8 protein-coding genes are annotated in these 14,286 nt (G+C 73.7%); 1 reads left to right on the top strand and 7 read right to left on the bottom strand.

Going from position 1 to position 14,286, the window contains the following annotated elements; all coding sequences use genetic code 11:
• Positions 1-64: 64 nt before the first annotated feature.
• From IE241_RS27610 to IE241_RS27585, 6 genes are all read right to left on the bottom strand, one after another.
• Positions 65-1,300, bottom strand: coding sequence for an MFS transporter (locus tag IE241_RS27610; RefSeq protein WP_190024569.1), 1,236 nt, complete (start codon positions 1,298-1,300; stop codon positions 65-67).
• An 81-nt stretch (positions 1,301-1,381) separates the two neighbouring features.
• Positions 1,382-5,701 carry a hypothetical protein gene (locus tag IE241_RS27605; RefSeq protein WP_190024568.1) on the bottom strand — a complete coding sequence of 1,440 codons (4,320 nt, stop codon included), beginning with the start codon at positions 5,699-5,701 and terminating at the stop codon, positions 1,382-1,384.
• 3 nt (positions 5,702-5,704) lie between these two features.
• The gene (locus IE241_RS27600; protein ID WP_190024567.1) at positions 5,705-9,529 is read right to left on the bottom strand and encodes a hypothetical protein; all 3,825 of its coding nucleotides are present in this window, start codon (positions 9,527-9,529) and stop codon (positions 5,705-5,707) included.
• Between the two features lie 209 nt (positions 9,530-9,738).
• Positions 9,739-10,773 (bottom strand): questin oxidase family protein, encoded by a 1,035-nt coding sequence (locus IE241_RS27595; RefSeq protein WP_190024566.1) that lies wholly within the window; start codon positions 10,771-10,773, stop codon positions 9,739-9,741.
• A 119-nt stretch (positions 10,774-10,892) separates the two neighbouring features.
• Positions 10,893-11,579, bottom strand: a complete 687-nt coding sequence (locus IE241_RS27590) for a class I SAM-dependent methyltransferase (protein ID WP_190024565.1) — start codon at positions 11,577-11,579, stop codon at positions 10,893-10,895.
• A gap of 68 nt (positions 11,580-11,647) precedes the next feature.
• On the bottom strand, positions 11,648-13,000 hold the full coding sequence (locus IE241_RS27585) for a sulfite oxidase (protein WP_190024564.1): 1,353 nt from the start codon (positions 12,998-13,000) through the stop codon (positions 11,648-11,650).
• A gap of 197 nt (positions 13,001-13,197) precedes the next feature.
• On the opposite strand from IE241_RS27585, the gene IE241_RS27580 reads away from it, so the two are divergent.
• Entirely contained in the window at positions 13,198-13,842 is a 645-nt protein-coding gene (locus IE241_RS27580; RefSeq protein ID WP_190024563.1) for a DUF4360 domain-containing protein, read from the top strand.
• A gap of 95 nt (positions 13,843-13,937) precedes the next feature.
• Here IE241_RS27580 and IE241_RS27575 read toward each other — a convergent pair whose 3' ends face one another.
• A complete protein-coding gene (locus IE241_RS27575) occupies positions 13,938-14,150 on the bottom strand; it encodes a hypothetical protein (RefSeq protein ID WP_190024562.1) in 213 nt (70 codons plus the stop codon).
• Positions 14,151-14,286: the final 136 nt, after the last annotated feature.

The following is a 14,286-nucleotide window of genomic DNA, read 5'->3' as shown; positions in this document are numbered from 1 at the left end:
GCGGGGAACGGCCCCGCGAGGACCCGGCCGGGTCTTCGCGGGGCCGTGATGTGCCGTGCGGCGTTCACGAGTTCGCACGCGCGCGTGCGGCGGGGAAGCCGTGCGCCCGGGCACCGAGCACGACCGCCAGGACCGGCACCAGCAGCACCAGCACGCTCCAGGGGAACGAGGTGGTGCCCCACAGCCCGAGGAGGACGCCGCCGACGACTCCGCCGCCGGCCATGGCCACGTTCCACAGGGTGACGAGCATGGCCTGCGCCGCGTCGGCCTGCTCGCCGCCCGCGTCGCCCACGGCGGTCTGCAGGAGCGTCGGAGCGCCGCCCCAGCCCAGGCCCCAGAGCACCGCCGCCGCGTAGACCAGCGCGGGGCTGTCGGACAGCAAGGCCAGGACGGCCGCCGCGGCGGCGATCAGCAGCGCGCTGAGGATCGTCAGCGCGCGCAGCCGGCGGTGGATCAGGACGCCGACGATCCAGATGCTGAGCAGGGAGGCGGCGCCGAAGACCAGCAGCACCAGGTCGGTCGAGCCGCCCATGCCGAGCCGGTCGAGGAAGGTGGCGATGTAGGTGTAGAGGATGGTGTGGGCCAGCACGAAGACGGTCACGACGAAGAGGACCGGCGCCACGCCGGGCACCTTCAGGGCCCGCAGGACGGGCTCGCGCTCACCGCGCTCCTGCCCGGGGTAGTCGGGCACCGTCGCCACGATCCACGCGATGACGGCGAGGGTGAGCCCCGTCATGACCAGGAACGCCACCTGCCAGCTCAGCGCCTTGCCCAGGAAGGTGCCCGCGGGCACACCCAGCGAGAGGGCGACCGGGATGCCGGTCATCACGATCGCGATCGCCTTGCCCTGCAGGGCAACCGGCGCCATGCGGCGCGCGTACCCGGCCAGCAGCGCCCAGGCCAGGCCCGCCGCCACGCCGGCCGCGCTCCGGGCCGCCATGGTCAGGAGGTAGTCCGCCGAGACCGCAGTGACGGTGTTGGCGACGGCGAAGGCCGCCATCGCCGTCAGCAGCAGTCCCTTGCGCCGCCAGCCGGCGGTGGCCGCGGTCAGCGGGATCGCCGTGAGGGCCGTACCGATCGCGTAGATCGTCACCGTCTGCCCGGCGGCGGACTCGCTCACTCCCAGGTCGCGGCTCATCGCGGGCAGCACGCCCGCGGGCAGCGTCTCCGTCAGGCTCGTGATGAACACGGCCGTGGCCAGCGCCAGCAGCGCCGCCAGCGGGAGCCTCTCCTGCTTCTCCTGACCGGCACCGGCACCGACTACGGAATCAACGGGCCGCTCTGTTTCGCTTATCGTCATGACGTGAATCCTGGAACCCTCACATATATGTGAAGGTCCAGCCGACGGGACGTGAGGCCCGTCACACACCCCGTCTCCTTCTCATTCCTGAAGGACGATCCGCCCCAGCAGCGTCACCGTCAGGCCGAAGTAGTCGGCGTGCACGAGCCGCCGGCCCACCGGACGCGTCGTGCCGCCGGCCGTGATCGTACCGGTGGCCGTGGACGGGTCGGTGAGGTACGTCTCGTACTCCTCGATCAGGAGGCGGTATTCGGTGAGCAGCGCCGTGGCCGGCGGAGCGAGCTCGCCGGACCAGACGAAGCCGGTGCCGCGCGCGGTGCAGGTCAGTTCGAGGGAGGAGCCGGCGGCCGTCCACTCCAGGTCCCCGGTTCCGCTGCCGCGCTTCTGCACCGTGGCGACGACGCGGCGGCTCGCGGCCATCGCGGCCCGGCCCGTCCCCGCGAACTCGCCTGCGGCGTCGGCGGCGGCCGGGCCGCTCAGCTCGATCCGGAACTGGTTGCCCGCCGTCATGGCGGCGGTGACCCTGCGGTCGGGCAGCAGCTGGACGAACTCCGAAAGCACGACCTTCGACAGGTGCAGCGGGTCGAGGGACCACGGCTGGTAGCGGGCGAGGGCCAGTCGCACATAGGGGAAGTAGGCGGGGCTGTCGGCGAGGTCGCCGAGGTCCACGTCGATGTCGCAGGACCACAGCCCCAGCCGTCCGTCGAACTCCGGGGCGAACGCCACGAGCGGCACGGTCACCGGGGCGCCGTCGACGCGCTCGGCGAGCACGCCGGTGGCGGTGCGCTCGGCGTTCGGGAAGTTGGCGGGCCGCAGGCGGGGCAGGACGGAGTCGTCCGCCCACACGGGGTCGATGCCGCACCGGGTGACCAGCTCGGCCGGCAGGCGGCTGCCCGGGTCGAGGACGACGGCGAGGAGTTCGTCGTCGCCGGAGGAGAACCAGGGGCGCTTGAGGTAGACGCGGACCCCGGCGTGCCGGCGGACCTGGGTGACCTGGTGCCGTGCGTGGTCGACGGTGCGTTCCCAGCCGAAGGTGGGCACGAGGTGGCTCGCCTCGGGCGGCTCGGGGCGGCGGGTGCTGAGCACCGGCCAGCCGTTGCCGGAGGGCCCCTGACCGGCCGGCCCCCGGCTGGTGATCAGCTCGGTCCGGTCGGTGATCGCGGGGTGGAAGTACTCCCGGAAGCGGGTGGTCGCGGTCGGGGTGTAGGTGACGTTGCGGTGCCGGGTGTCACGGAATTCGTGCCGGACCTCGTGGCGGAAGCCGCCGATCCGCAGGTCGTTCTCGAAGGGCATCACGGTGACCTCGCCGGCGTGGGCCTGCCCGGTGATGCGCTGCGGGGCGGGCTCGGTCACGTCGTCGTGCCACTCGGTCCACGTCGCGTCGAGGTCGATCCGGCCGGTGCTCTTCGCGTGGCAGTGCACGGTGCCGGAGATCTCGGCCGAGGTCTTCCCCTCCTCGCGGAAGAACGACAGCTCGCCCAGCACCGGGGGCTCCAGCGGCCGCTCCACGGCGTGCACCAGGGTGACGTCCACCCATGGCGTGATCATCCAGTTCTCGCCGGCCGCCGCCGCGGCGGTCAGCTCGTCCTTCTTCTGCTGCGGCAGCCGCACCGGGTCCTGCCACAGCGACGAGCCGGTCAGGAGCTGCCAGATGCGGAAGACGCCGAGGCCCGCGGCGTCGACCCGGCAGCTCATGCGGACCGTCGCGGTCTCGCCCTTGGGCAGGAAGACGGTCACGACGCCGCCCAGCGGCGGAGACGGCGGTCCGTCGCCCTCCTCGATCCTCAGCCGCAGCGGGCGTGCCTGCGGCCAGGGCCCGGTGAACTCGTACGTCTCGGTGGGGTTCGGGCCGGGCAGCCCGCGCAGCGAGACGCCGCGCGCCAGGACGTCGGGCAGGTAGGGCAGCAGCAGCTGATCGGCGTCGTGGATGACGTACTCGCCCTGTTTGAGGCCGCTGCCGCGCTCTACGGGGAGCTCGGTGAGCGCCGAGGTGTCGTGCGGGTTGTGCTTGACGACGTGGATCTCGTGACGTGCCTTCAGGTCGCGGGTGACGCGCGGGTTCTCGGCCAGGCGCACGACCGTGTCGAGGTAGGTGCCGGACTCGCGGGAGGCGGCGGCGAAGTACGCCTCGCGCACGGCGTCCGGCTTGCCGGGGCCGAAGACGCCGTCGTACTGCCCGTGCTCCTCGGCCATGAGCAGCGAGGACTTGGGCGGGCTGATGTGCCGTTCGTCGAAGTGGCGGTAGCGCCGGTCCGGGCCGTCGAGGGGGTCGCCCGGCCCGTGGTCGGGCACCTCGGCGTTGCGGCGCTGGGCCCACTCCAGCGGTGACATGGCCAGGCCGTGCTCGTCGACGGTGCTGCGGATGACCAGACGCGGCTCCGACTCGCCTTCCAGGAAGGGCCATTTGGGAACGATCGCGGGCGGTGGGACGGGCTCCCAGCGCGCGTAGGTGACCGGGTCGGTCGCGGTGCCCTCCACGGCCGGGGCGCCGGGGCCGAGGCTGTTGCCGGCGAGGTCGACGAGCCGGGCGCGCAGCCGGTAGGTGCGGCGGTAGCGCAGGGCGGGCAGGGTCCCGGCGGTCGGCCGGAACGTGGCGTCCAGCGGGAAGCGGTCCGAGACCTCGGGGTCGGGCACCCGCGGCAGGTTGTCCGCGCCGATGGTCCGGCCGGGCGGGGGCGCGGCCAGGCTCCAGCCCCGCCAGCCGAAGAGGGCCTGGTGGACGAAGAGCTGGTTGGCGCCCTGCTTGTCGTGGGTGACGGCGGTGGCCTTGACGTGGCCCTCGTCGGGGCCGGCCGTGATGGGCACGGGAGGCTGCCCGGCGCGCCGGAGGGCGTACTCGCCGGTACGGGCGCACAGGGGGGACCAGGCGGCGACGCGGCCCGTCGCCGGGTCGACGACGCCGACGTCGACCCGGTAGCCGCGCACCAGGTGGGCGGCGTCGAGGACGGCCGCGGCGACCGGGTTGCCGTCGGGACCGACTCCGGCCGTGTGGCGGGCGTCGGCCTCCATCTGGTCGGCGAGCGAGGCGTCGCGGCTCTCGTAGAGGACGGTGAGGCCCGCGCCGTGCAGCGCCGGAAGCGCCGTGGGGTCGCCGGAGGCCGCCTTGGCCGGATCGCTCGCGCGGGTCAGCAGCTGGTCGAGGACGCGGGAGAACTCCACGTACTTCATCGCCGCGCCGTCCACGTCGAGGTCGAGGGTGTGGACCTCGTCGGCTCCCAGCTTGATCATCCGGTGGCCGTAGAGCCCGTCGTCGGCCGCGTACGCCTCGAAGCGGCGGCCTTCGACGTGGCGCAGCGCGGTCCACGGCCGCAGGCTCTCGTCGGCGTTCAGCCGCCCCTGCGCGGCGGTGAAGGACACCCGTGCCTGCCACCGGTCGGCGAGCCCGGGCGGGGGCGTGACCAGCAGGTCGAGGGCCAGGCCGAAGCGGCGCAGCAGTTCCGGGTAGTCCGCGAGCAGCGCGCACGCGGCGTGGAAGTCGAGGTCCGGGGGTACCGGTGGCGGGGGCGGTGGGGGCGGATCGGCGGCGGCTCCGTCGTCCGGGCCGGCGCCGGTGCCGGAGGCCGGGGCCGGGGCCGGCGGGCGCGCGGGCCTCGCGCGGTCGTAGAAGCGGTACATCTCGGCGAGCCCCAGCAGGGCGTGGTCCTCCCGGTACTGGGGGCTGCTGCGGTCCATGTACAGCGGCCGGTAGGGGTTCGCCGCCCGGGCTGCGTGCGGCCTGCCGCCGGACGGGTCGGATGGGTCGGACGGGTCGGATGTGCCCGGCGTACCCGGGGTGCCGCGGATCAGGCTGTCGAGCCGGCCGTAACCGGTGGCCACGTCCCGGGAGAAGCCCAGGATGGTGCCCGTGAGGTTGCCCAGCAGGTCGCCCGGCTCGGGATGGTCCCAGCTCCCCTGCGGTGCGGGAGCGGCTGCGGCGTCCGTACCGGCATCGGGGCCGGCGGAGGCGCCGCGCTGCTCGGATCCGCCGCTGCGGGGGAACGCCCGGCGCTGTGCCGTGGCGGTCACCGCAGCCTCGTACAGTCCCCTGACCTGCTCGTGGACGGCCCGGCTGGGGAACGAGCGCAGGGTGGGCGGCCCCTGGGGGGCGGCGGCCAGGGCGCCGCCGGGCGCGCTCACCTTCGTGTCGGGGCCGAACAGCTGGGGCCACAGCGCGCTGTCGGCGGGCGGGAAGCGCCCGGTCTGCGGCTCGGTGGGCACCGTCACGGTCCCGCCGGGGCCCTTGAACTCCACCTGGAGGGCCGCGGCGTAGGTGCGCAGCGTCCCGGGCCAGTCCAGGAAGCCCGGGAAGGCCCTGAGGGTGTCCCCGCCGGTCAGGCGCGGGCTGACCAGGACGGTCAGCCGGAGCTTGCCGTCGGCGGCCGGGCCGTCGGGCAGTACGGTCCACCGGATCGTCTCGGGCATGGCTCAGCTCACTTCCGCGAAGGCGGTGCAGTACTCGGCGACGGGGTCGCGCCGGATGCCCGTGACCGGGTCGGCGTAGGGCGCCATCATCTCGGCGAAGGTGACCGGACGGCCGGCGCCGGGCGCCGCCGCGGCCGGCGCGGCCTCGCCCGGCAGCGCGGCTTCACCGGTCGTGGCGGCCTCACCGGTCAGCGCGCTCAGGGAGCTTGACGAGCCCACGAAGCGCTTCTCGCATTCGATCGTGACCGACTGCGACCAGAACCCGATGTGCACGCTGACGGAGATCCGGGCCCGGCCGGAGACGGTGTTCGGCGGCTCGAAGGTCAGCTCCAGGCAGATCTCGATGGAGAGGGAGACGATGCCGAGGACGTCGACCTCGCCCCGGGCCCGGAAGTAGCCCGTCAGCCGGGACTCGTTGGAGGGTAGTTCCAGGCGGTAGTAGATGCCCGCCATCACCGACAGGCTTCCGCTCGCGACCCCGAAGTTCATCGACAGCGCGGCGCCGAACTCCAGGGCCGCCTCCAGCACCGCCACCCGCTCGGGGGTCAGCACGATGCCGAAGAAGCCCCCGCCGCCGAGCAGGGAGACGGTGAGCCGGAAGGGGGCCTGGCGGGTGCAGAAGAAGAAGCCGATCTCCACCGTCCGGCCGATGAACGGCAGGTCGAGGTAGGCGCCCAGGCGCAGGTTCTCCAGGCTGAACACCCCGATGGCGAGGTTCGGCAGCGGCAGAGCGTAGCGGGCGGTGATGCCCGAGGGTGTGACCTCGATGCCGGGCGGGTCACTGAAGCCGTCGACGGGGATGAGGCGGCGCAGCGTCTGGACGAAGGACAGGGGCCCGATGAAGTCGACGCTCTTGAGGACGACGTCGATGTCGGCCTTCTTGCCTGCGCGGGCGCTGAAGCGGACGCGGGTGAACGACAGCTGCAGGGCGTTGAACGCCGGCACGAGGAGGAGGCTGAACTTCTCCAGGCTGCAGGTGACGTCCGCGCCGACGGACAGGTCCGGGCGCAGCGATCCGCGCAGGTCGACCACGACGGAGAAGCGGCCGCCTTCGTCCGGGACGAAGACCGGCAGGTCCGACGGGTATTTCTGGATCGCCGGGCTCCACTCCAGGCGCGCGTTGACGGTCTCGGGGAGCCTGGCGCCCAGGGCCGTCTTCTCCACGGCGTCGCGGAGGGAGATCGCCTGCCCGGCGGCGGCGGTCCAGGTCGCGACCTGCTGCCGGACGCGGTTCAGCAGGGCCCGGACGCCGGGGTCGGCGTCGGCGGGCAGGGTGTTCAGCAGGTCGGTCAGGGCTGCGGCGAAGGCGTTGAAGGCGTTGTCGACGTCCCGCATCTGGGTGGTGGGGGGCGGGCGGCCGGGAAGCCTCTCGGCGATGAAGTCGCCGACGGTCCTGACGAAGGCCTCCGCGGTGCCGACGACGCGGCGGGCCGCGGCCGGGTAGCGGTCGATCTCGTGGTCGATCAGCTCCCGGACGCGGCCGAGGTCGGAGAGGAAGCCGGTGACGGCGGTGATGGTCTCGGTGAAGAAGTTCGGTACGTTCAGGGGCTTGCCGAGCCCCTCCACCGCCTTGATCACTTTCGCCAGCGGGATCAGGCCCAGCAGGTTGGGGCCGATCGTGTCGAGGCCGTCCAGCGGGCGGAAGAACCCGTCCGGCTGGAAGGTGCCGTTCGCGAGGGCTTCGAGCGGGTCCCCGCCCGCGGCGGCCGCGACGCCGGAGACGGGCCCCGTCAGCCGGGACAGGCCCGCCACGGCGATGCTCGGCGCCGAGAGCCCTCCGGAGCGGTCGCGCTGATTGCGGAAGTCCAGCTTCAGCGGCGAGCCGGCCGGGGTGAGGAGGCTGAGGAAGACCTGGCCCTTGTTGGCCCGGCGGACGGGGTCCGTCGCCTGCGAGAAGCCGGAGAGGGCGTAGCGCCTGGCGTAGGCCACCGGCACCGTGGCGTCGGCGCCGGAGAGGCTGCTGACCGCGGGCACATTGGCGTAGGCCCAGCGGAGCTGCGGGACGAACTGGGCGTTCCGCGACACGGACGGATTTCCGGGGCCGGGACCGGCCAGGGCCGGTGGCGCCGCCATGCCCCACACCATCTGTGCCACCTCCAGCCGGGTGTCGCCGGGCTTCGCCGAGGGGGCGAGGGCCACGGACTGCCCGAGCAGGTCGGCGCCGGTCTCGGTGGGGACCTCCACCGCGGCGGCGGCCGTCGCGGCCGTGGGCGGGTTCCGGTCCAGGCGGTTGTACTCCGCTACGGCGGCGGCGAGTTCGCTGCCGAAGGCCTTGGTCTCGTCGAGGAAGAGGAGCGGGGTGCGGAATTCCACGATCCGCCCGGAGTGGTCGACCGCGGTGATCTTGAACCGGTAGGGGTTCTCGGAGCCGGTCGCCGGGAAGAACTTCTTGTCGTCCGCGGGCGGGAGGAGATCCGGCGTCACCACGGTGTCGATCCGCACGCTGGTGAACGGGAAGAGCACGTTCGCCAGGTCGCTGTCCGCCGCGGGGCCGGCCGGCAGGGGCGTGCCGGGGTCGTAGGTGCGCAGGGGCTGGCGGACCACGACGAACACCCGCTTGATCAGATAGGTGCCGCGGGGATCACCGAACTTGCGCTCGGTGACCTCGACGCGGACTGCCTTGTGCCCGAACGGGCACAGGTAGCCCTCCCGCATCACCCTGACGTAGTGGTCCCGGCCCATCGACGCGCGGTGGCGCCACTCCGAGAGCGAGACGCCCGCGGGGCGCTCCGGCCACGTGCCGAGGCTGTCCAGCCAGCCGCCCACCGCCGACAGCATCAGGTTGTTCACGTCAACGGGCTTCGGCAGGTACGGCTGCCCGTCGGGTTTGAGCAGTCCGCCGTTCGCGGTGAGCTCGACGATGTCGTGCCGGTCCCGCGGCGTCATCGGCTCCCTGAAGGGGGAGGGCTCGACGGGGCCCGGGGTACGGCCGCCCTCCCTGTCCCACACCGCGCGCACCGTGGCGCCGTTCAGCCGGGTGTGCCAGAGCTCGACGCGCTCCCCCGGGCCCGGGCCGGTGATCGCCGAACGGTGGATCCACCGGCCCTTCTGGGAGGGGGAGAGGTAGAGGCGGTAGGGCAGTTCGATGCCGGTGGCGGGGTGGCCGGGGTCGGCGAGGGGGTCCTGAGGGCGGATCACCGGCGGCGCGGCGGGGGCGTCCTCGGAGGTGGCGGTGCCTTCGGGGACGGTGTCGTCGCGGACGGCGGTGCCTTCGGGGGCGGCTGTGCCTTGGGGGGCGGCGGTCGAGGCCTCGATCACGGCTCCCGCCGCGGCGGCGGCTTCGAGGGTGGCGTCGAGACCGTAGCGGGCCGTCAGCTCGGCGGTGGTGCGCAGGAGCTGCACCAGGGCGACGGTCCTGGCCGTGGCGCTCCGGCCGTCGCCGTCACTGCCGTCACTGCCGTCACTTTCATCGCTGCCGATATCGGCAGTGCCGCCGGCCGGCCGGATCGTGAGGGCGAGCGGTGCCGTCTCGGGTTCCCGGGCCGCATCGACCACACGCATGGGGAGCCTGCGCATGGCGTCGAGCAGCCCGTCCTCGGTGTAGGCGATGGAGTCCTGCGGCCCGACCTCGAAGACCAGCACGCTCCTGCCGCTGATCCGGGAGTCCACCGGAAGGTCCCTGGACTCGCCCGGCACTTGATCGCTGAAGACCTGCTCCACCACGTGCTGGGGGCCGAAGGTGACCACCAGCAGCCCCTCGCGCTGCGGATCCGCGCGGACGAGCCGCCGCCTCCCCGTGGGGTCGTCGAACTTCAGCCCCGGAAAGCCGAAGGAGAGGTCCAGCAGATCGGTGCCGCGCAGAATGCGGATCGATGCGGGTGTGGTCATCTCGCCCCCTGTTGCCGTACGCCGGGCGGGTGCTCGAGAAGCGAGCGCGCCGGATCCGAGACACCGATACCGGCCGGGTACCACATGTCACATACCCCGAATGGCGCACCACGTATTGGGCCGAACGAGTGCCGGCTCGGCAACTGCGGGCCGTTTCCGTCTCGCCGGCCCGACCGGCCCCACCAGCCACACCGGCCCGGTGTCCGGCTTCAGCGGGCGGGGGCGCTCAGTTCGACAGCGCGCAGAGCTGCGGCGAGCGCTTGTTCGTCGCCGACGTCCAGCGCGGTGTCGGTGAGCTTGATGACGTGTTCGTCGCCGTGTGCCAGGGCGCGTTCGACGACTTCTCCCGCGGAGATGCGGCGGGGAGGCACGGCCGGGACGGGCTCCGCCGGGGCGTACATCGCCGTCACGGCGGCCGATGCCTTCCACGCCGCGTGCAGGCTCGGCACCCACAGGGTGCGCGGGAGGGCGCGGAGGCTGCGCAGTACGGCGTTGGGGGCCGTGGCCGCGTGGACCAGCATGGTGGCATCGCCGTGGCCGTGGGTGGCGTAGCGGTGGGTCGCGGCGCGCACCAGCTCGGTGAGCCCCCGCCGGGCCGCGTCGGGGCCGGTCACGTCGCCGGACCAGGCCGGCAGGCCGCCGACCAGGGCCAGCCGGGTGGGAAAGCCTCCCTCACGGACACGGATCGCGGGCACGGCGTCCAGGGCATCGTCCGCGTCCGTCGCGCCGGGGAGCCACGTGATGCCGGGGAGCGGGTGGTGCCGGGCGGCCCAGTAGCCCAGGGCGTGGGCCAGTTCGGCCAGCCGGGGCTCGGTCTCCCCGTGGTCGAGGAGGGCGCGCACGGCGTGGCCCGTCCGGATCACGGGATGGGTGGATCCTCCGCACATCCCGGGCAGGAGGCGCGGCCACCACGTCGCGAGGAGGCTCCTCCAGCCGTCCTCGGACAGGGCGCGGGTGAAGTACGCGATCCAGTCGGCGGCCCGGCGGGGATCCCCCAGCGCAGCGGCCCAGTCGGCGTCGGTGACGGGTGCCACCGGGGCGGGGAAGTCCTCCAGGAGGTCCTCGTAGCGGTCGAGCCAGCGGTGCACCGCGGCCTGCTGCCCGTGTGCCACGAGCGCCTCGGCCACCATCGGGGCGTGGTTGGTGAGCCGCCCGAGCCGCTCGGGGCCCGAGGCGTGCAGGCGTTGCAGCGCTTCGTCGAGCACACCGCTCGTGTCGGGGGTGTCGGTGGTGTCGGTGTCCATGCCGGACACGCTATGCAGGCCCGCGTGACTCCGGATCGGGCCCGGGGACCAGAGTCCGCGCCGCCGGGCCTAGTCCTTCGGTCGCGCGGCAGCGGCGACGGCTTCCGGGACTTACGGCGTCAGGACGGCTTCCGGACCAGCAGACAGGCCTGCGCAGGCTCGGCCACGCCTTCCCCGGGCTCGCGCACCAGCCGGGCGTGTATCACCAGTCCGGCCCGGCCGAGCAGCTCGGCGATGCGGTCCGGCTGCCGCCTGTGGAAGTCGAGCGAGACCGGGTGGCCGAAGGGCCGGTCCAGGTGCAGGGGCTCGTCACCCACCTGGAAGGCCACCAGCAGGTGGGCGCCCGGGGCCAGCACCCGGTGGAACTCGGCGAAGACCTCCGGCAGCAGCTCCTGCGGGGTGTGGATGATCGAGTAATAGGCCAGGGCGCCGGCGAGGGTGCCGTCCGGTATGTCGAGCGCCGTCATCGAGCCCACCTCGAAGCGCAGTTCCGGGTGCGTCCGCCGGGCCAGCGCGATCATCTGCGGCGACAGGTCGATGCCGTACACGGACAGCCCCAGGGCGCTCAGGTGTGCCGTCACGCGGCCCTCACCGCACCCGATGTCGGCCACCATTCCCGCGCCGGCTCCCGCACCGGCGTCCGCCCCGGCTCCCGCACCGGCGTCCTGCACGAGCTCGGCGAAGGCCCCGAGCATCGCCCTGTCCAGCGGCTGGGCGGCAAGGGAATCGCGGTAACGATCGGCGTAGTCGGTGGCCACGGCGTCGTAGAACGCCCGGGTCGTGCTCAGGAAGTCCGGTTCGGTCATGAGCACGGACCCTACCCGGCCGCAGCGCGGCGGCCCGGGCCGCCGCCGTGGCACCGTCTCCGGCGCGCTCAGACGACCTCGACGGCGTGGCGGACCACCGCGTCGAAGAAGTAGCCCTGTTCGTTGGGGACGGAGCGGGCGGGCTGGGTGTTGCCGGAGGTGTCCGTGGCCCGGGCCAGCAGGTGGGCGGGGCCGGTGCCCCGCGGGTGCCAGGTGGTGCTCCAGCGCACCCAGCCGCCCGGGTGCGGGGCGTCGTGCAGGCGGGCCTGCCGCCACGTGCCTCCGCCGTCCGTGCTCACCTCCACCCGGCGTATCCCTCCGTGCCCCGACCACGAGCGCCCCGTCAGCCGGTGCCCGCGGCCCGCGGCGAACACCGCGCCGGGAGCCAGCTCGAAGGCGCTGCGGACCGGCTGGCGGGTCAGCGGCGCGCTGCCGCCGCGCGGGTGCGCGGGGCCGAAGAGCCGGTAGAAGACGGTGTTCCACGGGGAGAACAGCGGGCGGTCGGACACTTCGATGTCCCCGACCCACTTGATCGAGGCGACGCCTGCCCAGGACGGCACCACCAGTCGCACCGGCCGGCCGTGGTCGGGCACGAGCGGGCGGCCGTTCATCTCGTACGCCAGCAGCACGTCGTCGAGGGCCTTCGCCACCGGCATCGGCCGGCGCACCCGCCCGTGGTCCGTCCCTTCGGCGACGAACGCCGCGTCCAGGCCGCGCGGCATCACGTCGACCGCCCGCGGCGAGAGTCCCGCCAGGCGCAGGACGTCCGACAGCCGTGCGCCCCGCCATCGGGCCGCTCCGACGGCACCCATCGTCCACGGGGTGCCGGTGACCCGGTCGCCCTGCTGGGTGGTGAAGTAGCTCCGGCCGTTGCCCGCGCACTCCAGGCACGCGCTCGACGTCACGGCGGGCAGCGCCCGCAGGTCCGCGTACGAGAACTCCACCGCGCCGCCGCGCAGCCCGCTGCCCCACACCGTCAGGCGCCACCGCGCGGGGTCCAGGACGGGCGTCGCCGTGTGGTTGCGGACGAAGAACCGGTCGACCGGCGTGTGGTAGCCCGTGCCCCGCAGCGCCGCCCAGTTCGTCTCCGCGTTCGTGCCCCGGACCGTCAGCAGTTCGGCGGGCAGCGGTTTGATGATCCCCGGTGCCCGCGGATCCGCGGCCGCTGACTCCGCGGCTGCTGACGCCGCGGTCGCTGACTCGGCGGTCGCTGACGCCGCGGTCGCGATGCCGGCCCCGGTGCCGGTGACGGCGAGCCCCGTCACAGCTCCCAGAAAGCGCAGCACGCCCCGGCGGGAGAGCCCCTCCCCCACCGCCTCTCCCGACAGGAACCGCCGCAGCCTGTCACGGTCGTAGGCGTGCTCGTAGGCACACTCGTAGGCGCGCTCGTACGCGCCGGGTCCGCGTTTCGCCGTTGTCATCCGAGCTCCTCCCGAAGAGCGGGCCGCAGCGCTCACCACACGCTAGGCCACGCCGGCTCCCCGGTCCCCACCGCAAATCGGCCACCGCCCGCCCCGGCCGAACGGCAGTGAGGTTGACCTGAGTTGAGCTGTACGGGCCCCGGTGCCGGTGGTGCCATGAGCCTCGTCGGGCGGGTCCGCGAGCGAGTGGGGGCTCCATGTTCAGAGCGTTGACGGCCATGGGTGCGGCCGCGGCCTTCGCCGCCACGGCGTTCACGCCCCGGGCGGCTGCCGCGGCGGAGGATCCGCCGCCCGGCAGGGTGCTCATCGAGGTGGCGACGGTCAACGGTGCGGGATGCCCTGCCGGAACCGTGGCCGTGGCCGTGGCTCCGGACAACGCGGCCTTCACCATCACGTTCGGCAGCGTCATCGCCCAGGTGGGCCTCGGCTCCAAGCCGTCCGACTCCCTGAAAAGCTGTCAGGTCCGGCTGTCCGTCCACCCGCCGCAGGGATACACGTACGCGCTCGACGGAGCGGACTACGCGGGCATGGTGCACCTGGCGAAAGGCGCCTCGGGCGAGGTGACCGTCGACAACTACGTGCAGGGCACCCCGCCCGCACCCCGGAAGCGCACCTTCACCGGCCCGGTCAGCGAGAACTGGCAGCTGTCCGGCGCCCCCGACCCCGTCGTCTACGCACCGTGCTCCGTGTCGCAGGCGTTCAACCTCTCCTTCGCCCTGCGGGTGAACGCCGGCACCTCGGACACCTCGACGACGACCAGCTTCCTGACGCTGGAATCGACCGACGGAAGCGACGCCCGCCTCGTCTACCACCTCGCCTGGAAGCGGTGCCCCGGCTCCTGACGGAGCGACGACCGGCCCCGACCCGGTGTTGCGGGTCCACGCCGGGGCGCGGCGTACGGTGCGGCGCGCCCCGTGACCTCGCGGTCCCCCGGCCGTTACGAAGGGCCCTCGATGACCCGTCTGGCCGCCTCGCTCTCGGCGGCGGCGGGCGACAGCTCGCTCAGCGTGTCGAGGGCGGTGTCCTCCCGCAGTTCCTTCTCCCAGGCGGCGGCCAGCTTCTCCTGCCGCTCGCGCGGCTGGTGCCGGACCTCCTCGCGGTGGGCCGGGCTCAGGGCATGCAGGAATCGCGCGACATCGTCGGTCGGCATGGGTTCTCCCTCGTCAGCGTCGACGGGCATTCCCCTTCCCTGCGCCGGGAGGCCACGGACCGGCGGGGCCGCCCCCTTCACCTGAAAGGGGACCGGTCCGGCGCCGGCAGGCGGAGCACGCGGCCGTCCGCTCCCG

This window comes from Streptomyces hiroshimensis, from assembly GCF_014650335.1.
GTDB classification, from domain to species: domain Bacteria; phylum Actinomycetota; class Actinomycetes; order Streptomycetales; family Streptomycetaceae; genus Streptomyces; species Streptomyces hiroshimensis.
Note: the sequence above shows the minus strand (reverse complement) of the source record. Positions and strands in the feature narration are given on the sequence as shown.